The 22551-nt window shown below is 46.4% G+C and carries 21 protein-coding genes; 11 read left to right on the top strand and 10 right to left on the bottom strand.

The window, feature by feature from the left end; genetic code table 11:
* Positions 1-10 precede the first annotated feature (10 nt).
* The gene (locus R7044_RS03075; protein WP_225455342.1) at positions 11-1387 is read left to right on the top strand and encodes an efflux transporter outer membrane subunit; all 1377 of its coding nucleotides are present in this window, start codon (positions 11-13) and stop codon (positions 1385-1387) included.
* 96 nt (positions 1388-1483) lie between these two features.
* Here R7044_RS03075 and R7044_RS03070 read toward each other — a convergent pair whose 3' ends face one another.
* Entirely contained in the window at positions 1484-2026 is a 543-nt protein-coding gene (locus R7044_RS03070) for a carboxymuconolactone decarboxylase family protein (RefSeq protein WP_005374097.1), read from the bottom strand.
* A gap of 111 nt (positions 2027-2137) precedes the next feature.
* Here R7044_RS03070 and R7044_RS03065 point away from each other — a divergent pair, with 111 nt between their 5' ends.
* The gene (locus R7044_RS03065) at positions 2138-2737 is read left to right on the top strand and encodes a TetR/AcrR family transcriptional regulator (RefSeq protein ID WP_005374096.1); all 600 of its coding nucleotides are present in this window, start codon (positions 2138-2140) and stop codon (positions 2735-2737) included.
* A 155-nt stretch (positions 2738-2892) separates the two neighbouring features.
* Here R7044_RS03065 and R7044_RS03060 read toward each other — a convergent pair whose 3' ends face one another.
* On the bottom strand, positions 2893-4149 hold the full coding sequence (locus R7044_RS03060) for an SGNH/GDSL hydrolase family protein (RefSeq protein WP_115386464.1): 1257 nt from the start codon (positions 4147-4149) through the stop codon (positions 2893-2895).
* A gap of 466 nt (positions 4150-4615) precedes the next feature.
* Between R7044_RS03060 and R7044_RS03055 the strand changes: the two genes are divergently transcribed.
* Together R7044_RS03055 and R7044_RS03050 are read left to right on the top strand one after the other, a co-directional pair.
* Complete coding sequence (locus R7044_RS03055) at positions 4616-6646, top strand: S8 family serine peptidase (RefSeq protein ID WP_025768035.1); 2031 nt, start codon at positions 4616-4618, stop codon at positions 6644-6646.
* A 9-nt stretch (positions 6647-6655) separates the two neighbouring features.
* Positions 6656-7018, top strand: coding sequence for an ATPase (locus R7044_RS03050; RefSeq protein ID WP_225455341.1), 363 nt, complete (start codon positions 6656-6658; stop codon positions 7016-7018).
* 192 nt (positions 7019-7210) lie between these two features.
* On the opposite strand, the gene R7044_RS03045 is transcribed toward R7044_RS03050, so the two are convergent.
* Genes R7044_RS03045 through R7044_RS03035 form a run of 3 tightly spaced genes read right to left on the bottom strand, consistent with a single transcriptional unit; the run spans position 7211 to position 9267 of the window.
* Entirely contained in the window at positions 7211-8467 is a 1257-nt protein-coding gene (locus tag R7044_RS03045; protein ID WP_225455340.1) for a PTS ascorbate transporter subunit IIC, read from the bottom strand.
* Positions 8468-8476: 9 nt separating this feature from the next.
* Positions 8477-8764: a PTS sugar transporter subunit IIB gene (locus R7044_RS03040; protein ID WP_005374080.1), complete on the bottom strand. Its 288-nt coding sequence runs from the start codon at positions 8762-8764 to the stop codon at positions 8477-8479.
* A gap of 59 nt (positions 8765-8823) precedes the next feature.
* Entirely contained in the window at positions 8824-9267 is a 444-nt protein-coding gene (locus R7044_RS03035) for a PTS sugar transporter subunit IIA (RefSeq protein WP_225455339.1), read from the bottom strand.
* Between the two features lie 248 nt (positions 9268-9515).
* Between R7044_RS03035 and R7044_RS03030 the strand changes: the two genes are divergently transcribed.
* Positions 9516-10544 (top strand): LacI family DNA-binding transcriptional regulator, encoded by a 1029-nt coding sequence (locus R7044_RS03030; RefSeq protein WP_005442357.1) that lies wholly within the window; start codon positions 9516-9518, stop codon positions 10542-10544.
* A gap of 85 nt (positions 10545-10629) precedes the next feature.
* Here R7044_RS03030 and phnX read toward each other — a convergent pair whose 3' ends face one another.
* The 3 genes from phnX to phnW all read right to left on the bottom strand — a co-directional run bounded on the left by phnX (position 10630) and on the right by phnW (position 14045).
* Entirely contained in the window at positions 10630-11445 is an 816-nt protein-coding gene (gene phnX / locus R7044_RS03025; protein ID WP_042523361.1) for a phosphonoacetaldehyde hydrolase, read from the bottom strand.
* Between the two features lie 90 nt (positions 11446-11535).
* Positions 11536-12915: an aspartate aminotransferase family protein gene (locus tag R7044_RS03020; protein ID WP_042523359.1), complete on the bottom strand. Its 1380-nt coding sequence runs from the start codon at positions 12913-12915 to the stop codon at positions 11536-11538.
* A 26-nt stretch (positions 12916-12941) separates the two neighbouring features.
* Entirely contained in the window at positions 12942-14045 is a 1104-nt protein-coding gene (gene phnW, locus R7044_RS03015; RefSeq protein ID WP_005432490.1) for a 2-aminoethylphosphonate--pyruvate transaminase, read from the bottom strand.
* A 266-nt stretch (positions 14046-14311) separates the two neighbouring features.
* On the opposite strand from phnW, the gene R7044_RS03010 reads away from it, so the two are divergent.
* From R7044_RS03010 to R7044_RS02990, 5 genes are all read left to right on the top strand, one after another.
* Positions 14312-15322, top strand: coding sequence for a putative 2-aminoethylphosphonate ABC transporter substrate-binding protein (locus R7044_RS03010; RefSeq protein ID WP_005384363.1), 1011 nt, complete (start codon positions 14312-14314; stop codon positions 15320-15322).
* Between the two features lie 325 nt (positions 15323-15647).
* On the top strand, positions 15648-16754 hold the full coding sequence (locus tag R7044_RS03005) for a putative 2-aminoethylphosphonate ABC transporter ATP-binding protein (RefSeq protein WP_009705055.1): 1107 nt from the start codon (positions 15648-15650) through the stop codon (positions 16752-16754).
* 8 nt (positions 16755-16762) lie between these two features.
* A complete protein-coding gene (locus R7044_RS03000) occupies positions 16763-18487 on the top strand; it encodes a putative 2-aminoethylphosphonate ABC transporter permease subunit (protein ID WP_042523354.1) in 1725 nt (574 codons plus the stop codon).
* 9 nt (positions 18488-18496) lie between these two features.
* The gene (gene phnR / locus R7044_RS02995) at positions 18497-19201 is read left to right on the top strand and encodes a phosphonate utilization transcriptional regulator PhnR (protein WP_005374048.1); all 705 of its coding nucleotides are present in this window, start codon (positions 18497-18499) and stop codon (positions 19199-19201) included.
* Between the two features lie 66 nt (positions 19202-19267).
* Complete coding sequence (locus tag R7044_RS02990; protein WP_225455338.1) at positions 19268-20173, top strand: EamA family transporter; 906 nt, start codon at positions 19268-19270, stop codon at positions 20171-20173.
* Between the two features lie 68 nt (positions 20174-20241).
* Here the strand turns inward: R7044_RS02990 and R7044_RS02985 are convergent, their stop codons facing one another.
* Both R7044_RS02985 and R7044_RS02980 read right to left on the bottom strand, forming a co-directional pair.
* Positions 20242-20793 carry an outer membrane beta-barrel protein gene (locus R7044_RS02985; protein ID WP_085569210.1) on the bottom strand — a complete coding sequence of 184 codons (552 nt, stop codon included), beginning with the start codon at positions 20791-20793 and terminating at the stop codon, positions 20242-20244.
* A gap of 12 nt (positions 20794-20805) precedes the next feature.
* Positions 20806-21732 carry a VirK/YbjX family protein gene (locus R7044_RS02980; RefSeq protein WP_181881307.1) on the bottom strand — a complete coding sequence of 309 codons (927 nt, stop codon included), beginning with the start codon at positions 21730-21732 and terminating at the stop codon, positions 20806-20808.
* Between the two features lie 412 nt (positions 21733-22144).
* On the opposite strand from R7044_RS02980, the gene R7044_RS02975 reads away from it, so the two are divergent.
* On the top strand, positions 22145-22504 hold the full coding sequence (locus tag R7044_RS02975; RefSeq protein ID WP_064369428.1) for a DUF3316 domain-containing protein: 360 nt from the start codon (positions 22145-22147) through the stop codon (positions 22502-22504).
* Positions 22505-22551 lie beyond the last annotated feature (47 nt).

Here is a 22551-nt window from a genome sequence, read left to right as displayed (position 1 = left end):
GAGTAACACAATGAAATTCAAAACTCGATTGGTCGCGGCTGCCTTAAGCGCAGTGTGGTTGTCAGGTTGTGGTTCGCTTATGCGTAGCGACTATCAAGCTCCTGAGGTGCAAGTGCCTGCAAATTGGCAACAGATGCATGTTGCGGGTGATGTCAGTATGGATCCTTGGTGGTTGGCGTTTAACGACCCAACGCTTAATCAATACATTACTCAGGTGTTGGCTCAAAACAACGATTTGACGCTGGCAACGCTAACGCTAAAGAAAGCGCGTTTACAGCTGGGTTTAGCGCAAGATGACCTTTTCCCTACGTTGAGTTCTTCCACATCAGGACAAGTTCAAAAATCTCTTGATAGCGGGGAATCGGCAGATAGCTACAGCACTAACTTGTCCGTCAATTACGAGTTGGATTTGTGGGGAAAAATCTCGGCAGACGTTGACCAAGCCAAGTGGACGGCGATGGCAAGTCAACAAGATCGCGAGGCGACCGCACAAAGTTTGGTGGCAACGACGGCATCGTTATATTGGCAAATCGGCTATCTAAAACAGCGCTTAAACCTCAGTCAGCGTAATGTGGAAGACGTAGCTCAAACGCTACAATTGATTGAAAAACAGTACCAACTTGGCGCTGTGGATCAGTTAGATGTGCTTGAAGCCAAACGTACGTTGGCAAGCTTACAAGCGCAGCAAAGTGAGTTTGAACAGAGTTTACTTGAGGCAAACAACGCCTTTGCGATTTTGTTCAATCAACCGCCGAAGAGCATCAGTGCAAACATCCAAATGCTGCCTGAAGGCGATATGCCATCGTTGAGTGTTGGTGCTCCGTCTGATTTATTGATCCGCAGACCCGACATTAAAGCAGCGATTTATGAAGTCAAAGCCGCACTAGCAAATAAAGACGCAGCAGATTTGGACTATTTGCCCAAGCTGACGCTTACTGGGGCTCTGGGTGGATCGTCACAAGCGCTCAAAGACCTGCTTTCCAACCCGATTGGCAGCTTAGGTGCGGATATGACGCTACCGTTTTTGCAGTGGAATGAGATGAAAAATAGCCAAGCCATTGCAGATTTAGACTATCAATCGGCTATTGTGAGTTATCGCCAAGTGTTGTACGCCGCATTCCAAGATGTCGAAAATGCCTTGTCGGCACGCGAGAAATTGAAGTATCAGGCGGCGCGTTTACAAGAGCAATATGATGCCGCAAGTGCCGCTGAGTCCATTTATGCTGCGCGGTATCAGTATGGCTCGACGTCGATCATGGACTATTTGAATGCACAAGAAGACACCAGAAACGCGCAAGCTTCTTTGTTGGAAAACCGCTACAACCAGTTTCTCACTCAGGTTACGCTTTACCAGTCTTTAGGGGGAACCGACGTTGCGCCGTTGTAATTAGGGGTCAGCACACACTAGCGAAGCGCCATGCAACAAAGCTTTTTTTGAAGGTATTACTGGTCCCATGAATGGGACCAGTAATAAAAGCTTAAGTTACTTGGCGAACTTCTTGAAAGGTGCATCAACCGGGGTGTCAGCTAGGTGATTGGTGTAGTTACTCATCACTTTTTGCGCTAGACCAAGAACAATTTCAAGCAGTTGCTGCTGTCCGTAACCCGCCGCAAAGAATTTCTCTATCTGAGACTCTTCAACTACACCACGTTGGCGCACCATTTGAAGCGTTGTCTCTCGTAGTGTTTCAAGTTTTTCGTCTGCCAATGGTGTTTGGTTGACGAGAGCATCGACAATCTCCTGATCCACTTTCATTGACGCCGCGATCGCACTATGAGCAGGAACGCAGTAGTGACAACCATGTTCAACGTTGATGGTTTGCCATACGACGGTCAATTCTTCTGCGTTAAATGATGTTTGTTGAAAGAGCTCATGCACAACTTGATAACCCTCAAGCAAGGTTGGCGCTTCAGCCATAACAGCATGAAGATTTGGTAGCATGCCAAACGCTTTGACTGAATTTTCAATCAGGTGCTTTGATCCTTCGGGTGCGTTTTCTGCGGTATACAGTTTAAATTCTGCCATGTTTAAATCTCCTGTAATTGGATATGAGCGGATTAGGCAAGAACAGGATAGTTGATTTTGAGCGGTCGCTCAATATAAAATTGAGCATATGTTCAAAATTGATAATTGCTCATGGCGAATACAAAGAAATTCCAACGTGATGAAGTGGTGAAAGCCGCCTCGGATCTATTCTGGAAGAAAGGTTTTCATGCAACATCTACACGTGATTTACAAGATAGCGTGAATCTGCGTCCTGGAAGTATTTATGCGACGTTTGGGTCAAAAGAGGGGCTATATTGTGAAGCGCTAAAAATGTACGTTGCGAACTTACAAGCCCTGTTTGAGTTGCATTTAGCTCAGAACACAACGGTTCTAGATGCAATAGAAGCTTTCGCGATTGATGTGGTTATCAATCAGCGAGACTCCAATCCCAGTGAAGTGTGCATGTTAGTCAAATCAGCAAGTGAATTTGCTGAGGATTTTAATGCGCTGCGCAATCAAACAAACAGCTTAGCAAACCAATTTGAATCTTTTCTTGCAAAGCTGTTTGAGCGAGCTATCGAGAATGGCGAAATTGAAGCTCAGGATACATTGCTTCTTGCTCAGTTGTTCCAGGTTCAGTTTACGGGTATACGAGCCTACTCATACCGTAGTGATGATGTAACCTTAAAGACGTTGATCTCTATTATGGTGGACAGCTTCCGCGGTAACGTACCAAAAACAGAAAGCTGAATGAGGCTGCTCAAAGTCAACGTCTCTAAATCAACGGCTTGAACTAAGCGAGCTCAAATAAACCCGTTATCGGGGTTCGATATCGATAAAAAATGACCACGAAGCATCGTGGTCATTTTTATGCAGATTAACTTGCAATGAACAACAACGGCTTATTAAAAGCGAAACTCTTCTAAGTTATTGCTGCTTTCTAACATTTTTTCAGCCACATAACGATGCGTTGCTGTGGTTGGGTGAGTCACATCCCAGAACACGAACTTATCTGCGCCAGATGCTGCACATTCAGAACGTAATGAGTGAGTGTACATGTAGTCAACAGAGGATGAACGGTTGATGTCTAAGCAAGGGTCGCTTGCATTTACGAAACCGTGTTCTGCTGGTGCCGAGGTTAACTTCTCAAACAGTGCGTGTGTATCAAACAATGCGATGTTGTAGCCTTGGGCTTTGTAGTACATCGCTTGTGCTTTGATGAACTCGTTCATTTTCAATACTTTCGCACGAATCGTTTCAATTTCTTCCTGTGTTGAGTATTTGAACTGTGGTGCTTTGGTTGCATCAGGCAGTGTCATCAACATGAAGTTCTTCGCGCCAGCGTCTGTTAAACGAATCAGAGCTTCAGCGTAATCCGCTTTTACTTCCGGCACGCTACGGTTGTAGTTCATGAAATCATTTAAACCAAACTCTAACGTAAACAATGTGTTAGCAGGGTTGTAGTTCTTCGCCAGCTTTGTGTAGGTTAAGTAAGAAGAAACTTGTTCGCCGACACCAGTTAGCGCGATGTATTGGTTTTCACCTGCTGCGCCACCAACTGCCCAGTTGTATAGCGGTAAGTTTTTGGCTTTAGCAACGTATTCCGTCCAAACAAAACCGTTTGAGAAGTGACCCAAGAACCAGCTATTCGGGTTAGGAAAGCGCCATTGGGACGCGTTAAAGATGTTGCCTGTATCAGACAAGCTATCGCCTAAAGCCACTACTTTGTTTATCTGATCTGGTTGCATTGCAGCATCATTGCTCCAGATCGTGTGGTTATAAGAATAACGATTGTCAGCAGCAAAAAATGTAATGTCTGCGTTCTCGTTCGCTAGATCTAGTGTTTCTTCACAACGCTGACGAATTACGTTTTGTGAGGTATTGGTGTAGAACATGTTTTTAAATGAAACAGAGCTCCACCAATAGCCATCGATAGTGAAGTCACTACCATCTTGGTTTTTTGCCCATTTCCAATCGGTAGCCGCATCGTCCTTAGAGTGGCTCGTACGATACCAGCATCGAACGTACGTATAAGTTTGATTTTCTTGCGCGCTAACCACTTCAGCCGCAGAAACCATTGCTGGTGATAAAGTTGGCTCCTCTGCAATGGCGGAGGCAAGCGGAAGTAATGCAGTTAATAGTGTGATTGTTTTTTTCATCATTCACTCTTCTTGTAATGGTTATTGTTCCGAATGCGTGAATACGCTCGGCTATAACAGTATTTAGATGAGAATTTTTCTCACTAAACCTTCTAATTCTGAGTAAATGCTCAAGACAGTCAACAACTAAATATTCAATATTTCAGTTTTGGCACCACGGTCAAAAAATCCATTCAGCATAGCAATCGATTAAATGGGTGATATTTAGAATAATTACTCACTAACATTAATTTAACATTCACTTTTTGTTAATTAAGTAATTGCTTTATAAGGTTTTGTCGGTGATTTTTAATGTTAACTTAAAGTGTTTGTTGAATGATCTTTTGTACAAATTTGTATATTCATGAAACAAATTGTTTGGCATTTTTGCTCTGTAAACTATAGCTGAAGCTCTCATGCAAACATCATGATGATGACTTTTCATGAGAATATAGTGAATAAAAATTAGCTCAAATAAGGAATAGGGCAAATGCACTACACAACAAGTAAAAAACAAGGCTTATTTTCGTTGTCTGCCGTAGCAATAGCACTGACCACTTCGATGTCAGCGTTTGCGGCTCCACCAATGGGATTTGATGAATCTAAGTTACCGACGAAGTACATCGTCAAATTCAAAGAAGATGCAGTCAGCCGTTCTTCAATGGGTGGTAACTCATTCTGGGGGCCACGAATCGCGCAGGAGTCTGTTCTAGAACAGGTGAAGGCACGTAAGGTGGAAAAACTAGGCAATCGCGCCATTTACAGCGTTGAATTGGATGGCGATGACTTAGAGCCGCTTCGCAATCGTAGTGATGTGGAATACGTGGAAGTCGATCCACCTCGCTATTTGCTCAGCGAAACGACCCCATGGGGATATGAAGCGGTTAATGCTCAACTGCTAGCTGACTTCAATGCGGGTAATCGCACTGTATGTATTATCGATTCAGGGTACGACATTTCGCACAACGACCTAAGCGGTAACCGCGTTGCTGGTACTAACGATAGTGGTACGGGATCATGGAGTGATCCGGGTAACAACAATGCCCACGGTACTCACGTCGCGGGTACGATTGCTGCGATTGCCAACACCGAAGGTGTAAAGGGTGTGATGCCAAACCAGAATGTTAATTTGCACATCGTGAAAGTATTTAACGAATCGGGTTGGGGTTACTCATCTGGGCTTGTTAAAGCTATCCAGACCTGTGCCGATAATGGTGCTAACGTTGTGAACATGAGCCTTGGTGGTAGTCAATCAAGCCGAACTGAGCAAAATGCACTGCAAAATATTTACGATCAAGGCGTTCTATTGATCGCCGCTGCGGGTAATGATGGCAATACAGCGCACAGCTATCCAGCTTCTTATGACTCAGTGATGTCTGTTGCGGCTGTTGATAATCAAAATGATCATGCAGCGTTCTCACAATCTACTAATCAAGTTGAGATCTCAGGCCCGGGTGTGGCGATCTTATCAACGGTTACGGTAGGTGAAGGTAAACTTTCTGATATTACCTTGAATGGTGTCAGTCAGTTTGATCGTGGGATTGTTCCTCACAATCGTTTGATCAATAACGGTTCTTCGTATGTTCCGGATCCAATCGCGGGTTCAGTAACGGCAACGCTAGATAGCTGTGATGTATCTGGCGGTAACTTTAACTGTGGTGATATGTCGGGCAAAATTTGTTTGACTGAGCGTATTGGCAACCAGTCTTCAGGAAACTACCCTGAAGTGGATGCGGTTCAGGCTTGTTACAATGCGGGTGCGCGAGCTGCAATCGTATACAGCAACTCTGAACTACCTGGTTTACAAAACCCATTCTTGGTAGACACAAACAACGCTTATCGTATGGTTTCGGTAACGGTTGATCGTGCATTTGGTCAAGAGCTGTTGGGGTATGTTGGTCAGGAAATTACTGTTGCAACAACCTCTGGTGAAGATTACGAATACTACAATGGTACATCAATGGCGACACCGCACGTAACGGGCGTAGCTGGCTTGGTGTGGAGTTACCACCCAACCTGTACAGCAGCGCAAGTGCGTAATGCCCTAGTGAAAACTGCAACAGATATTGATGTTGCTGGTCGAGACAACCGTACTGGCCACGGCCTAGTTAATGCTGAAGCGGCGAAGCTGTTCTTGGACGCTGGCTGTAATGGACCTGATGGTGGTAGCTCTTCGGATTCTAGCTTCTCAAATACCAGCCCTGTCGCGATTCCAGATAATAAATCTTCTGGCGCAATCAGTGCAGTAGAAGTCGATCGCTCTGGTGATTCAGGCACAGTAAGTATTGACGTTGATATTAGCCACACTTACATCGGTGATCTACGAGTGACTTTAACGTCACCGACTGGTGGAGAAGTTGTACTTCACAATAATACCGGCGGCAGCGCTAACGATATAAAAAATACGTTCCAAGCGGATTTTTCTGGTTTTGAATCGCAAGGTACATGGGAACTAAAAGCGGTGGACAGTGCCAGAAGAGACACAGGCACCATCAACAGTTGGACTCTGACCTTTCAATAAGGAGTGACTATGAAGAAGTTGACCTTACTTTCTTTGTCTGCGGTAGGCGCTACCGCACTATTGGCAATCGGACTGAGCTCAAGCAGCTTGGCAAACAATCAAGGATTTCCTCTCGTGGATGAACGCCAAGATCAAGCCGAGCAGCAACCTGCACGCTACTTTGTTAAGTATCATGAAGGAAAAGAGAGCGAAGTGAGAGCGCTTCTTCGTCAGCACAACATTGAAGTGGTCGACGCTCTGGTGAAACAACACGTGTTGGTTGTGGTGGGTGAACAGGCGGAAGTCGAGAAGCTCGCGGATCACGATGCGGTCGAATACACCGAGCAAGAGCCGACAAGAAAGCTGCTATCTAACGGAACTACGCTTCAATAAGTCAAACCTCCTTAAGATAGTGCCAAAAAGAAAAACGCCCCTCACGTGAGGGGCGTTTGTTTTCTTTCTACGATTGCTTTCTTCTAAAGTTCGTCGTTTGTTATGACTAGAGATTCTTGAAGATTGATGCCGATGAGCCTATTCCCGCATCAATCAAGTCAGTTATCAGCTAGTCATATTCAAACTAACTACTTAGCGAACAATCAGACCCAGTAAGATACCAACAGCGCCGAAGTCTGCGTCACTAAAGGTCGTGTTAGCAAAGCCTAGGTCGCCCAGTACTGGCATTAGGAATACTGGTAGGAAGGTAATCAGTAGACCTTGTGCAAAAGCACCCAAGATTGCACCGCGACGACCGCCTGTAGCGTTACCAAATACACCTGCCGCTGCACCTACAAAGAAGTGTGGAACGACACCAGGGATAATCACAGTAAGCCCCATCACGTAAAGTAGGAACATGCCCAAAAGACCTGCTGCAAAGCTCGATAGGAAGCCAACCAATACCGCGTTTGGTGCGTATGGGAATACAACCGGACAATCAAGCGCAGGTTTTGCGTTTGGTACTAGTTTGTCTGAGATACCTTTAAACGCTGGAACGATTTCTGCGATAACCATACGTACACCTTGAAGAATAACGTACACACCACCGGCGAATGTGATGGATTGCATCAGCGCGAACATGAACCAGTGCTTACCACCGCTAACTTCGCGTACAAAGTCACCGCCAGCGAAGATACACGTCACTATAAAGATGATGCCCATAGTGAACGAGATTGCCACTGGCGTGTCACGTAGGAACAACAAGCTCTTAGGTACGTTCATCTCTTCAGTAGAGTGTTCTTTGTTACCGAACTTGCTGCCAATAAAGCCAGCTAGCACGTAAGAAAGGGTAGAGAAGTGACCAATCGCAACGTCGTCAGAACCTGTTACTTGCTTCATGTACTTGTGAGCAATCGCAGGGAAGAACACCATCACAGAGCCCACAACCAGAGAGCCAAGCGCGATCAGTGGAACACCTTTCATGCCGCTAGAAGCAAGGATCGCCGCTACCATCATCGACATAAATAACGTGTGGTGACCCGTTAGGAAGATGAATTTCCATGGAGTGAAGCGAGCGATCAGAATGTTCACTAACATACCGAAGAACATGATCATCGCCATCTCTTTACCAAACGCTTCTTGCGCGATAGAGACGATAGCTTCGTTGTTTGGAACCACGCCAGTGATGCCAAATGCGTGTTGGAAAATCGTCGCAAAGTCACCCAGAGAAGTCACAACCAGACCCGCACCCGCGCCAAGCACGATGAAACCTAGAATGGTTTTTACCGTGCCTTTAATACACTCGGTGACCGGTTTTTTCTGGGCAATTAAGCCGATTAGGGCGATGAGACCTACCAGAACCGCCGGCTCTGATAAGACATCGTTCATTAAGAAACTGAAGAATTCCATAACGCCACCTTATAGAGCGCCAAGCTCTTGAAGTGCCACAGATAGACGCTCTTTCATTGCCACTTTGTCGACCATGTTATCAAGCGCAACGATGCGAGGTTCAACGCCAAGCGCGTTCAACTGTTCAACGATGTCGTTAGTACCGATGAAGATGTCACAATCCGTACCTTTTGCAGAACCTAGATCGATATGATCCACTTCTGCGTTTACATTCAATTCTTTCACGATGCCTTTGATGCTCATTTCCATCATTAGGCTAGTACCAAGACCGTGACCGCAAACAACCATAATTTTCATAATTCAGACCTTTTCTTTTTATAGGGGTGTATGCCCATTTTTTAAGGACACATCAGGAGTTAGTATTTTTCGATGATCGCGAGAACATCTTGTGTGTTTTGAGCGGTGCAGATGGCTTCTACATGCTCTTCATTCATAAACAACTCTGCCAGTTTAGAAATCGCATCCACGTGCGAGTTACTGTCTGTCGCGGCTAGCGTAACCAGCATTTTTACTGGATCGTTACCTTCAGAATCGAAGTTCACGCCGCTTTGAATCACTGTGATTGCAAGAGACAAACGGTTAACGCCATCTTCAGGACGAGCGTGTGGCATTGCCATACTAGGACCTACCACGTAGTAAGGACCGAGCTCTTCGTGTGAGCGGTAAATAGCGTCCACGTAGCTTGGCTCAATCGCGCCATTTTCAATCAGTGCTTCACAGGATTTGCTCACCGCATCTTTCCAGTCAGTAGCATCAGAATGGATGCGAATCACATCAGAGGTAATCAGTTCACGTAGCATTGGATCTTTCCGGTTTGTTGTTTTGTTGATGGGTACTTTATCGATCAATTTGTCAGAAAAACCTGAGAATGATCACAAATGGTAGCGCTATCTGATAGCGCTATCATAAATTGTGATAGCGCTACCATTTTTATCAGTCGTCCGAGTTTCATATGCTTGTGATCGACTTCTAATGCGCTAATATCAAAACCAATAAAACGCTGTGGTAAGATGTCGCGGCAGAAAATAGAGAACACTAAATAAGAACAATGAGCGAACCTCGCAAACGAAGAAGTACTGGCAATGTCACCTTGGCGGACGTCGCTAAAAAAGCCGGCGTAGGCACCATGACGGTATCGAGAGCATTACGAACGCCCGAGCTAGTATCTGACAAGCTGAGAGAAAAGATTCAACAAGTGGTTGATGAGCTCGGCTATATCCCGAATAAAGCGGCAGGGGCTTTGGCGTCTGCTGAAAGTTACTCCATCGCTCTTATCATTCCTTCCCTGTTTGAAAAAGCGTGCGCGCTTTTCTTACCGAGCTTTCAACAAGCGTTGAACAAAGCGGGTTATCAGTTGCTGCTTGGCTACAGTGATTACTCGGTAGAGCAAGAAGAGAAACTGCTTTCGACATTTCTTGAGAGCCGCCCAGCGGGAGTGGTGCTGTTTGGTAATGAACACAGCCAACGTACTAATCAGCTTTTGGAAGCCTCGAACACGCCAGTATTGGAAATTGCTGAGTTAAGTTCGAAAGCCAGTTACCTCAATATCGGTGTTGACCATTTTGAGGTGGGTAAAGCCTGTACCAAGCATGTGATTGAGCAAGGCTTCAAGAACGTGGGCTTCATTGGTGCGCGTGGGGATCACTCCACTTTGCAACGTAAGCTACACGGCTGGCAAAGCGCGATGATTGAGAACTACCTTGCACCGGACCATTTCTTAACCACCCACGAAGCGCCATCTTCACAATTAGGTGCGGAAGGGTTGGCAAAGTTATTGCTGCGCGATTCAAGTTTGAATGCTCTGGTATGTAGCCATGAAGAGATTGCGATTGGCGCGTTGTTTGAGTGTCATCGCCGAGTGCTGAAAGTCCCGACTGACATTGCGATTATCTGTTTGGAAGGCTCTTCTATGGGTGAGCACGCCTACCCAAGTTTGACCTGTGCGGAATTCGATTACGAACGTATGGGGACGAAAGCCGCAGACAAGTTACTGCAAGCCATTAAAGGTGAGCCTGTAGAACATGCAACGGACATGGGCTTTAAGCTAAAACGCCGAGCGAGTACTGCGATCAACTAACCTCATTTGGTTAGAAACTAATACGTGATACAAAAAACCTCTCGATGCTGAGAGGTTTTTTATGCGTGAGAATAATGATTCTCTACTAAGGACGCTCACCTGCTGCTAGGCGACGTTCGATATCTGCAACCACTTCTGGGAAGTCAGCGATCGTATCGATAAGGTAGTGCGGCGAGCTCTTGAGCAGTTTTGCACGCGCTTTTTCACGAGCGGCATCAAGCGTTGCTTCGTCCGCGGCTTGGTATTCTTCAAACGTTAGACCTGCTTCGTTACCAGAAAGCAGCAAACCAACGGTCCACATACCCGCGTTGTGACCTTCATCGATGCCCGGTGCGGCGTCATCCACTTTGATACACGCATTAACATCGGTAACATTCAGCTCAATCACGTTTTTCAGTGCCATAAATGGTGCTGGGCGACCACCTTGCGGCAGGTCATCCGTTGCTACTACGTAATCCGGTTTGTAGCCGTAATCCGCAGCCACAGGAATCAGCACATCCATCACTTCGCGAGGGTAACCAGAACAAGAACCGATCTTGATGCCTTTGTCTTTCAGACCGTTCACAACTTCAATCGCATTAAGGATTGGCTCTGCGTGGTCAGCCACTTTTGCTTTTTGCAGCGGCATGAATGCTGCGTAGATAGCGTCGATGTCTTCGCTGGTCATTGAGCGACCAAACTTCTCATTCCAACGCTTGTCAACGGCAGGAATACGACCCACAGCTTGGATGTGGTCCCATTTACCAAGCCCCATTGGTTCACGCGCTTCTTCAAGATCGATTTCGAAATCAAATCCTTGCTTGAACGCTTCCACAAAGATACTGGTTGGTGCAAAAGAGCCGAAATCGACGATAGTGCCAGCCCAGTCAAAGATCACTGCTTGAATTGGTGAGTTGCTCATGTTCAATCCTTTTTCTTGCTTGCCAGAGCGCTTGCTTACACGTTGAAACGGCGCTCTGAATAAATTGGTTTTTGTTGAGGTCTATTGACCCTAAAAGTAGTTAAAGTCTTTACACACTTTGGCGATGGCTTCTTCGAAGAGCGCCAACGCTTCTGTTAGTTGTTCGCGGGTGATGATCAGCGGTGGGCTGAGTTGAATCACGTTACCTTGCGATACCTTGAAACTCACTCCGTTGTTGAGGCATTGGTACAACACAGCTTCCGCTTCGTCATACGCGCGTGCTTTGCTTTCGTGGTCGGTGACCAGTTCAATGCCCCACAACATGCCGATGCCACGTACATCACCAATCACTGGGTACTTGACTTTCATCTCTAGCAGTTTTTCACGCATGAACTGGCTGTCGGCTTTGGCTTTATCTAGCAAGCCGTCTTGCTCAATGGCTTCCATGGTTGCCAGTGCCGCAGCACAACCGATAGGGCTTTTCTCATGAGTGTAGTGACCCATGGAAATTTGCTCGGCAGTGTTGTATTTGTCTTTGGTTACCATGGCTGCGATAGGCACTAAGCCTCCGCCCAAACCTTTACCGATGCAGAGCATATCTGGCTCGATGTCGTAGGCTTGGTAGGTAAACCATTCACCGCTGCGACCCATGCCGTTAGGGATGTCGTCGATGATCAACATGACATTGTGTTTGTCACAGATTTCACGGATGCGTTTCCAGTAGGTTTTACTTGGCACTTGAACATCTGTGTTGCGAACCGCTTCTGCGATAAATGCGCCCACGCCGCCTTCTTTCTCAATCACGTATTCAAGGTAGTCGGCGTAATGCACGTCACTGCCGTCCGCGACTGGAAAAGCGCCACGGTAAGACACCGCTGGTGGAATGCGCTCAACACCTGCCATTAATGGTCCCATGCCTTGACGGAAACACGCTTCGCCACCCACTGAGATGGCATCTAGCGATGCGCCGTGGAAGGAATCCCACAGAGACACCACCTTGTAGTTGCCCGTGATGTGGCGTGCTAATTTAAGAGCCATGCCAACCGCAGACGTGCCACCCGGAGCAAAAAGCACGCGGTTCAATTCGCCGCCACAGATTTGGGTGAGCTTTTCGGCACATTCAATCGCGGTTTCATTGGTAAAACGACGTGGAGAAAACGGCAGTTTGGCAATTTGCTCTTGCACACGTTTAATCACATGCGGATGACCGTAGCCCAGCTGATGGACGTTATTGCCATGGAAGTCCATGTACTTTTTGCCTGTAGCATCTTGGATGTAGATGCCTTCCGCTGCTTCCAAGGTATCTAAGCAAGGCGTCGACATGGCTTGATGAAGAAAGACCTCGGAATCGCGCTTCAATAATGCTTGCGTGCGTTCGTCGTCCATCGACGCATTCCAAGCTTGGCGCGCTGGCGTCGTGTTAACATCGCCTTCGCTACGGAAATGAGTCGGTTTGATATTCTGAGTCATAACGCTCTCTCAATCAGAAGGCTGCTTTACGCAACTTGCCAGTACATTGCTTTTTCAATTGCACCGATTAAGCGCTCGATATCTGCTGGGTAAACTTCGCCAATGTTGCCGATACGGAAGCAATCTGCATTTGATACCTTACCCGGATAAATCACGAAGCCTTGCTCTTTCAAACGTGTGTAGAACGCTTTGAACTGGTAATCACTGTGCGTCGGAGAGTAGAAAGAAGTGATGATTGGCGAGTGAAGGTCATCACTCAGTAGTGGCTCAAACCCCAAAGAGCGCATACCTGCAACCAGTGTTTTCTGGTTAGTTTGGTAACGGTTATGACGAGCCTCAATGCCGCCTTCTTGTTCCAGCTCTAACAAGGCTTGGTAGAAAGCGCGAACCGTGTGCGTTGGAGACGTAAAACGCCATTTGCCGTGGTTCACTTCCATACAGTGCCACTGGTCGTAAAGATCAAGGCTCAAAGAACGTGCCTGACCTTGGCACTTTTCGAGTTCAGTTTGTTTTGCAATCACAAAGCCAAAGCCTGGTACGCCTTGGATACACTTGTTAGCAGAGCTGATCATAAAATCGATGCCTAGCTCAGCGATATCGATAGGAATGCCGCCAAAGCTCGACATGGCATCGAGAATCACTACTTTACCGTGTGCTTTTGCCGCAGAAGCAAATGCCTCAATTGGGTTGAGCATGCCAGTGGTTGTCTCACAGTGAACAATTGCCACGTGTGTGATAGCAGGATCCGATGCCAATGCAGTTTCCACCTCGTTCAAGTGTGGCTGTGATGTTTCGCCTGGAGAAACTACATGGCATGGAATATTTAGGTAATCAGCGATCTGAGCGATACGCGCACCGTAAGCACCGTTGTCGACAACCAGCAATTTTCCATCTTTGCCAATGGCGCTGCCAATCGTCGCTTCTACTGATGCGGTGCCACTACCTTGCATTAGTACGCTGGTGTAGCCGTCTTGCTCCGTCGCCAGTTTTACAAGCTTAGTGCGGATCACTTCTACAATGTCTTTGTTGTATTCATCATCCCAAGTACACCAGTCTTTTAGCATGGCTTCACGTACTGTTTCAGAAGTAGATAGAGGACCTGGAGTCAGTAGTAGGTATTCGTTTTTCATCTCGATTTCCATCAGAATAGGCTAATTGGTCTACACCAAATTTCAAGTTCACTCTAGCGAGGAAGAAAAGGGCAGTAAATAGGCGAATCTCCAATTTCATAAAACTTTAATATCCAGAAAATGGCGGATCAATTGAACGATTATTCATCGATAATTTTCGTAAAACTGCCATTTAATGGTCATGAATTCGTCACAAAGGCTCAGTAGGGTGTATATCGTCAACTGGTACAGACCAAATGAAAACTTAGCCAAATTAACTGGAGAAAATGATGAAAAACCGTTTGATGAAAGGATCGCTGGCTGCACTTGTCTCTCTGCTAGCTACGAATGCAATGGCAGCACAGGAAGTCACGGTTTACACCGCTTTCGAAACTGACATTCTTGCGAAATACAAGTCTGCGTTTGAGAAAGATAACCCAGATATCAAGATTAAGTGGGTTCGCGATTCCACCGGTATCATGACGGCGAAATTGCTGGCAGAAAAGAACAACCCTCAAGCGGAAGTGGTTTGGGGTCTTGCTGGCTCGTCAATGGCACTGCTTAAAGATGAAGGTCTTCTTAAGCCTTACACTCCAAAAGGTTTGGAAGAGCTGCACGCGAACCTAAACGACCCTCAATCAAACCAAGCTTGGTTCGGTAACGATGCGTTCTTTAACGCAGTTTGTTTTAACGAAGCTGTAGCGAAACAACTTAACCTACCGAAACCAACGTCTTGGGAAGACCTAACAAAGCCGGTTTACAAAGGTCACATTGCAATGCCGAACCCAGCGTCTTCAGGCACTGGCTACATGCAGGTTTCTGCTTGGCTACAAAACATGGGTGAAGATCAGGCATGGAATTACATGCGTGACTTAGACAAGAACATTGCACACTACACGCACTCGGGTTCTAAGCCATGTGTTCAAGCGGGCATGGGTGAAGTGGCTATTGGTATTTCGATGGCGAGCCGCGGCGCGAAGCTAAAAACACAAGGCGCACCACTAGCGGTTATCACACCAAAAGGCATCGGCTGGGAATCAGAAGCCGTTGGTCTAGTAAAAGAGTCTGATGCAGCGAAGCGCGTGGTCGATTGGTCAATCTCTAAAGCAGCAAATGAGCTTTACGTAGAAATGTACCCAGTGGTTGCACATAAAGAAGTGAAAGCGACCGTATCTAACTTCCCGAACGTTCAAGAGAACATGGCGAAGATGGACTTCGCGCAAATGGGCAGCAAGCGTGCAGAGATTCTAGCGGCTTGGTCTGAGAAGTTCGATGCGAAATCAGAACCAAAGTCTTAATTGAATTTGCTTTGAGTTGAATGCTGAAATCCACCTCGATTGAGGTGGATTTTTTGTTTTCTCTGTTATTTCAGAGTTTGCTGCAAGTAGATTCCTAGTCTCACCTAGGTTCGCTGGAATGACGGACTTAAGGAAGTTGGGAGCTTCTATCCGCACTTACCACGTCATTCTCTAGAGCGACGAAGGAGTGAGTCGGGAATCTCTAATTGCCACTTAAACAAACCTCATCGCCCTTCATCTATTTGTCATCTTCTGGCTATAAATTTGTCATTGGAACGTAACACTCCAAAACTAAAGTTGGTATATACCATTTGGAGCGTGTGTTATGTCAACTAACCAACATTACCTAAATATCGAAAATGTAGTGAAGCAATTCGGACAGTTCACTGCATTGAAGAAAATCTCGCTAGCGATTGAAAAGGGCGAGTTTGTTTGTTTTCTTGGCCCTTCTGGCTGCGGTAAAACCACTCTGCTACGTGCTATTGCAGGTTTAGACCTACCAACGTCTGGTGCGATTTTTCAAAACGGTCAAGAGACCACATTCCTACCACCAGAGAAGCGCGATTTCGGCATCGTATTCCAATCTTACGCGCTGTTTCCGAACCTAACTGTGCAAGAGAACATTGCGGTGGGTTTGAAGAACCAAGGTATGTCGACCAAAGAAGCGTTAGAGAAAGTAGATTACTGGCTAGAAACCATTGGTCTTCCAACCTCTGGCGAGAAATTCCCTAACCAACTTTCTGGTGGTCAGCAGCAGCGTGTTGCTTTGGCTCGTGCATTGGCGCTATCTCCGGGTCTACTGCTACTTGATGAGCCGCTGTCAGCGCTGGATGCAAAAGTACGTGTTCACTTACGTGATGAGATTTGCAAGCTGCAACGTAAGCTGGGCATCACCACCATCATGGTTACGCACGATCAGGACGAAGCATTGTCGATGGCGGATCGCATTGTGGTGATGAACCATGGCGTGATTGAGCAAGTCGGTACACCTCAAGAGATCTACCAACAACCAGCAACGCGCTTTGTTGCTGAGTTTGTCGGCAGCATGAACTTTATTGAAACCTCAGCCGCAACAGACTCCCAAGTACGGATTGCCGAAACCCTGATGCCAGCGCCAAGCTTGACCAATCGTAAGATCCAACGTGGTGACCGCTTCGACCTTGCGGTGCGTCCTGAAAGTATCAAGTTCGTTGAAAACTACACCAACTCTTTACCTGTGCGAGTTACCGCAACCGAGTTTTTGGGGGCGTTTTTCCGCATTGATTGCGTATTGCAAAACGACAGCTCAACGAAAACCATCGTCGTGGATGTGCCTGTGGAAACGGTTCAAAAACTCAATATCAAAGCGGGCGATGTACGTTACATCCAGTTTGCTGAAGAAGGGTTGCATGGTTACGCCGTGCCCTCGGTTGATAAAGCACTAGCGGCGTAGGTGTAAACATGGATGCGAAGACAATGACGATGAATAGCCTGACCACACAAGACAAAGCAAAATCCCTACTCGGACGTGTCAGCCGCGACAACCTTGTGTTGTTCGGTTTGCTCGCAGGCTTGTCGACCATGATGGTGCTGTTCATCTTAATGCCGCTTTGGGCAATGTTGACCAAGAGTGTGCAAAATGCCAATGGCGAATTTGTCGGTCTGGCAAACTTTGCGACGTACTTTTCTTCTTCAAGCTTGTGGGTGTCGGTGGGAAACACCTTCACTTTGGGCGTGATTGTGACCTCGGTAGTGGGTGTGCTTGCGTTCGGTTATGCCTACGCGCTGACTCGTTCATGTATGCCGCTTAAAGGTTTGTTCCAAATCCTAGGTACTGCGCCAATTCTTGCGCCTTCGCTGTTACCAGCGATCAGTTTGATCTTCCTTTTCGGTAATCAAGGCATTGCCAAAGAGATGCTGTTAGGAAACTCGATTTACGGCGTGATTGGTATCTCGATGGGTTTGATTTTCTGGACCTTCCCTCATGCATTGATGATTTTGACTACTTCGCTGCGCACTTCAGATGCCCGTTTGTATGAAGCTGCCCGCGCATTGAAAACATCGCCCATCAAAACCTTCTTTATGGTGACGCTACCTGCGGCGAAATACGGTTTGATCAGTACGCTTATCGTCGTCTTTACACTGGTTATCACAGACTTTGGTGTGCCGAAAGTGATTGGTGGCAGCTACAACGTTCTGGCGACTGACATCTTCAAGCAAGTCGTGGGGCAACAAAACTTTGCCATGGGGGCGGTGACCAGCATTATGTTGTTATTCCCTGCGGTAATGGCGTTCGGCGCAGACCGTTGGGTACAGAAAAAACAAAAGAGCTTATTCGACACTCGCTCGGTGCCTTATCAGCCAGAGCCTAACAAAGCGCGCGACAGCATTTGTTTGGTTTACTGCAGCATCATTTCTATCGCAGTGCTGGCGGTGCTTGGTATGGCGGTGTATGGCTCGTTAGTTACGTTCTGGCCTTGGAACAAAGCGCTGACGCTAAACAACTACAACTTTGCCGAAATGAGCACTTACGGTTGGAGCCCATTCTTCAACTCGCTAACGCTGGCAGGCTGGACGGCAGTGATCGGTACAGCCATTATCTTTGTCGGTGCTTACTGCATTGAGAAAGGGCGTGCGTTTGGTCCAATTCGTCAGGTGATGCAAATGCTTAGCGTGGTGCCAATGGCGGTTCCTGGTATGGTGCTTGGCTTGGGTTACATCTTTTACTTCAATGATGCGAACAATCCTCTGAACGTGCTTTATGGCACCATGGCATTCTTGGTGATTAACACGGTAGTGCATTATTACACGGTGGGTCACATGACCGCCCTGACAGCGCTAAAGCAGTTGCCATCGGAGATTGAAGCCACGGCGGCATCGGTGAAGCTTCCTCAATACAAGTTGTTCTTTAAAGTGACATTACCTGTGTGCTTACCTGCGATTTTGGACATTGCGACTTACTTGTTTGTTAATGCATTGACCACCACTTCTGCGGTAGTATTCCTTTACTCAACCGATACGATTCCGGCTTCGGTCTCGATTCTGAATATGGACGATGCAGGTCAAACTGGCGCTGCAGCAGCGATGGCGGTGATGATCATGATGGCTGCCGCAATTGCGAAGATTGTTCAGATGACTTTGGGTAAATTGTTAGAGAATCGCACACAAGCTTGGCGCAAAAGATAAGGACACTTCGTGCAATACGTAAAAATTAAAGATTCGATTGTTGAACAGATTGAAGCGGGCATGCTATCGCCGCGTCAAAAATTGCCAGCAGAGCGTAAGTTGGCGGAGTCGTTCGATACTACACGTGTCACTCTGCGTGAAGCTTTATCACTGCTAGAAGCGGAAGGTCGAATCTATCGCGAAGATCGCCGAGGTTGGTTTATCTCACCTGAGCCATTGCGTTACGACCCTACCCAAACGCTAAACTTCCCGAACATGGCGAAAGCGCAAAATCGTGTGCCAAAAACGGAGTTGGTTGCAGCAAAAGGGACGTTGGCAAACAAACAAGCCGCGCGCTTACTGGACTTGCAACCTTTCTCGGACGTGTATCGAGTCGACCGTGTGCGATACCTTGAAGACAGACCTGTGGTATTCGTAACAAACTACATTCGCCCAGAGCTGTTTCCGAACCTGTTGGATTACGATTTATCAAATTCACTGACGGACATTTACCGCGAGCATTATGGCGTGACGTATCAAAAGATTCGCTACCGTATTTCAACCAGCACCTTGTTGGGGGAAATGGCTCAGGCACTGCGCGCGACAGCCGGCACGCCCGCGATGGTGGTGGAACGCATCAACTACAACCAACACGGTGAGTTGATTGATTGCGATATCGAATATTGGCGACACGATGCCATTAGCATTGAATCTCTGGCGGAACTCAATCGTTAAGTGGATTTTCTCATTATCTAAGGCTCCATCTCGGGGCCTTTATTTTATTCAGACAGGAACATTGAAATGGATTTGTTGGCGATTGGTCTCGTCGTTTTTTCTGCTGTTCTCCATGCGGGTTGGAATATCCTTGGTAAAAGCAACTCAGGCTCTGGACTCGCGTTTACTATGGCCGCCAGCTTTTCTGCATGTTTCATTCTTACCCCTTATTTGATTTGGTATTTGGCAACCATTGGCTGGACATCATTACCGAGTGAGTTTTGGGGGTTGCTGTTCATTAGCGGCATTTCACAAATGGTTTATCTGGTTGGTTTGATTGTCGCTTATAAGCATGCTGACGTGGGTGTGGTTTATCCCATTGCTCGGGCACTGCCAGTGATGATGGTCGGCGCAATCAGTGTGGCATTGGGACATGAATTATCCAGTCAGCAGTGGCTTGGGTTCTTGCTGATTACCCTTGGTTGTATGCTGGTGCCACTGACGAATTTTCGTCAAATGACATTGGGCTCCTATTTGAACGTCGGTGTGTTCTGGGCATTAATTGCCGCAATAGGCACAACGGGTTACTCGGTGGTCGATAAAGAAGCGCTGAGTTTACTTACAGGGCAAGCATCAGAGATCTTGAATGATCAGTACAGTGCGATCTTTTACTTAGGCGTGCAGTTTTGGGCAATTGGTATTCCTGCCCTTGTGTGGTGCTTGGCTACAGGCAAGCCAGATGAGATTAAGACAGCGTGGCAGATCCGCAAAACAGCCAGCATGGCAGGGGTAATGATGGCATCCACCTACGGCTTGGTGCTGTTTGCGATGACCATGACTGACAACGTGAGTTTGGTGGTGGCACTAAGGCAAATCAGCATTGTGTTTGGGTTGTTTATGGGGATTTGGTTTCTGTCTGAGAAATGGTATCTCACCCGAGGGCTTGGCGTTACTTCTATCGTGGCGGGGATTATTCTCGCGCTTGTGTATTGACCTATATTCACGAAAAAAGGCAGCGAATGAGCCTCTCGCTGCCTTTTGTATTAACTTGTAAGCCTTGTTTAAAAACGCAGTTGCGCACCAAACATCACGCCGCTAGAGTCAAAATCGCTGTTTTTTGAGTACACATATTCTGCATTCAAACCAAAGTGTTTATAGCTCCAGCCGATACCGCCAGCGGCTTCCCCTCCGACACTTGAGTGTTCGATGTTCTTGCTCTGACCGTTCACTCTATAAGTGTATTCGAGAGTGTAGAGAGTGACACCTGCCTTGCCGTACAGTTCGAAACCTGAACCCAGAGGATAGCTAGCATAGCCACTCAAGCGAGGTCCGGAGAAGCTCGTATCGGTGACTTCTGAAATCGGACTCACGAGTATCGAGCCGATACCGTCAAACGCGCCTTTATAACCTGCTTCGATACCAAAGTTATGTGTTGGCATGTAGCGGTAATATATTTCACCTAAGAACATGTCGCCTGATTCTTTGCTTGTCGGAGCATCGTAGTTCACATCGCCATAGCCAATGTTTGTACCTATGATGTGCTCACTGGTTTCTGCATTGGCTGACAAAGAAAAAGCCGACAACACTAAAGCAGTAATGAATGAATAACGCATGAACGCTTCTCCTTAGCTTTTAGCTTGCTCGCCTTTTAATATTTGTTCGAAAGTGACCTTGGTGTTGTCTAGCCATTCATAACGGCGACGATACATCGAACGCTTAGAGCGCGACATGCCTTCGATATCTCTACGGGGTGCATTTACATCAATTGAGTAAAAATGACGATTGTATTCGGTGCCGCCCAATTCTTGCCAGAGTGCATCGTAATCCGTTTTTATTCGCCCTTTGCTGTAACGTTTAGCTGCGTAAGTATGGGACTGCGTTTTCACCGCTAGAATCGTATTTACTTCCCAAATTTGTGCGAGCAAAGTGAGCAAGCTCACCATCAAGCTTTTTGGTCTCTGTCCGTAAAGCTTACGAGTTAGCTTTTTAATTTTCGCGTTGTTTTCTTCACTGCTTCGCGGTCCTTGTAAGCCTCCAATCATAATGCTGCGTCCAGATTCGATGTGACCTAGCGTAAAAGAGAGCGTGTAGAAGTTGCCATCTTCAGCGCTGTGCAGCACTAGGCTCATGTCGCCTTCTTTTTGATAACGTGCTTCGTATACTAATCTCACCGAGTACAGTATTTCGTCAATTTCAAAAGAGGCTAATGTTAGGCCTTTCGAGTCTGTGTAGATTTCTTCGATTGTTTGTTTAGAAAACAGTTCTGAAATAGTTTTATAGTGATCAACTACCAAGTTAGAACGATCGAACGCTGAGTTGTTTTTGATGATATACGGACGAAACGGTTTCTCTAAAAACCGATGCGTACGTGTACAAAGCAACTCTAACAATGACGATTCAATATTGTTTGAAAGGTGCTTAAATGCACGTTTGTAATAAAGCGCACGTAAGATGAACTTAGCTCTGTAGGTCCAAATTGGCTTGTAGACATCAGCATAATCATCTGAGTAAATCGATTTGCTATGGTAAAAAATAGATTTGTTCGCGGTCATTTTCACTCCAGATTAACTTGTGCTCAATAGCGACAATTAAGAACCGACGGACGAGCAGCGAAGAACCCGAAAAGGAGGAATGCAAAGCACGACTGAAAAGAGGTGGTTTTTGCTGTGTCCGACGTTTTTGTAAGGTTTTGAACACTGTTCTTTTGCTGGAATTCTAAGAGAAAATTGACCTTAGGTATTGTATGGTTTGGTAAGGAAATGTCAGGTTGAAACCCATTGTTCAAAAGGAAGAAAATGCGAATGTCGGCTGAATATGACGTTGAGTTGCTAAGTTAATGTGAAATAAGTTGAACGAAAATTGAACATTATTTGAAATTGTTTTGACGTGTTTTAGGTCTTTATACGTACCTTATAAGTATCGAGCCAATTTTGGCCCGATGTAAAGGTAAGTAAGGAGAGGTTTATGAAACGCTTAACAACTTTAGCAAGTACGATTGCTCTGATTGCTGCACCTTCTATGGCTCTTGCTGGTGGTTATCATTGGACAAACGATACCGAAACTATCCATGGCGACGTAATGGATAGCAAACAAGCGGCTTATGAAATGGGCCGAGACATGATCCAAAGCTACCAAAATAAATCATCTGGACAACTCCGTGATGAGTTTACGAGCCTTACAACGTATGTTGATCGCCAATCGTTTTCTATCACTGACTCAAAAGTCATGGTAAATGAGTTCTTGCAAAGTGACGGGCAAGTTGTTTACCAGCCTATTCTCAATGTTCAATACGAGTACCGCATGCGTGATACCGGTAAATATTAACCAGTAAGACGGACTCGAATTGTTTACCACTAATATTTTTGCTGTTT

This window comes from Vibrio sp. 1402, from assembly GCF_033340275.1.
The sequence above is the reverse complement of the archived record's forward strand: the minus strand, read 5'-3'. Positions and strand labels throughout refer to the sequence as shown.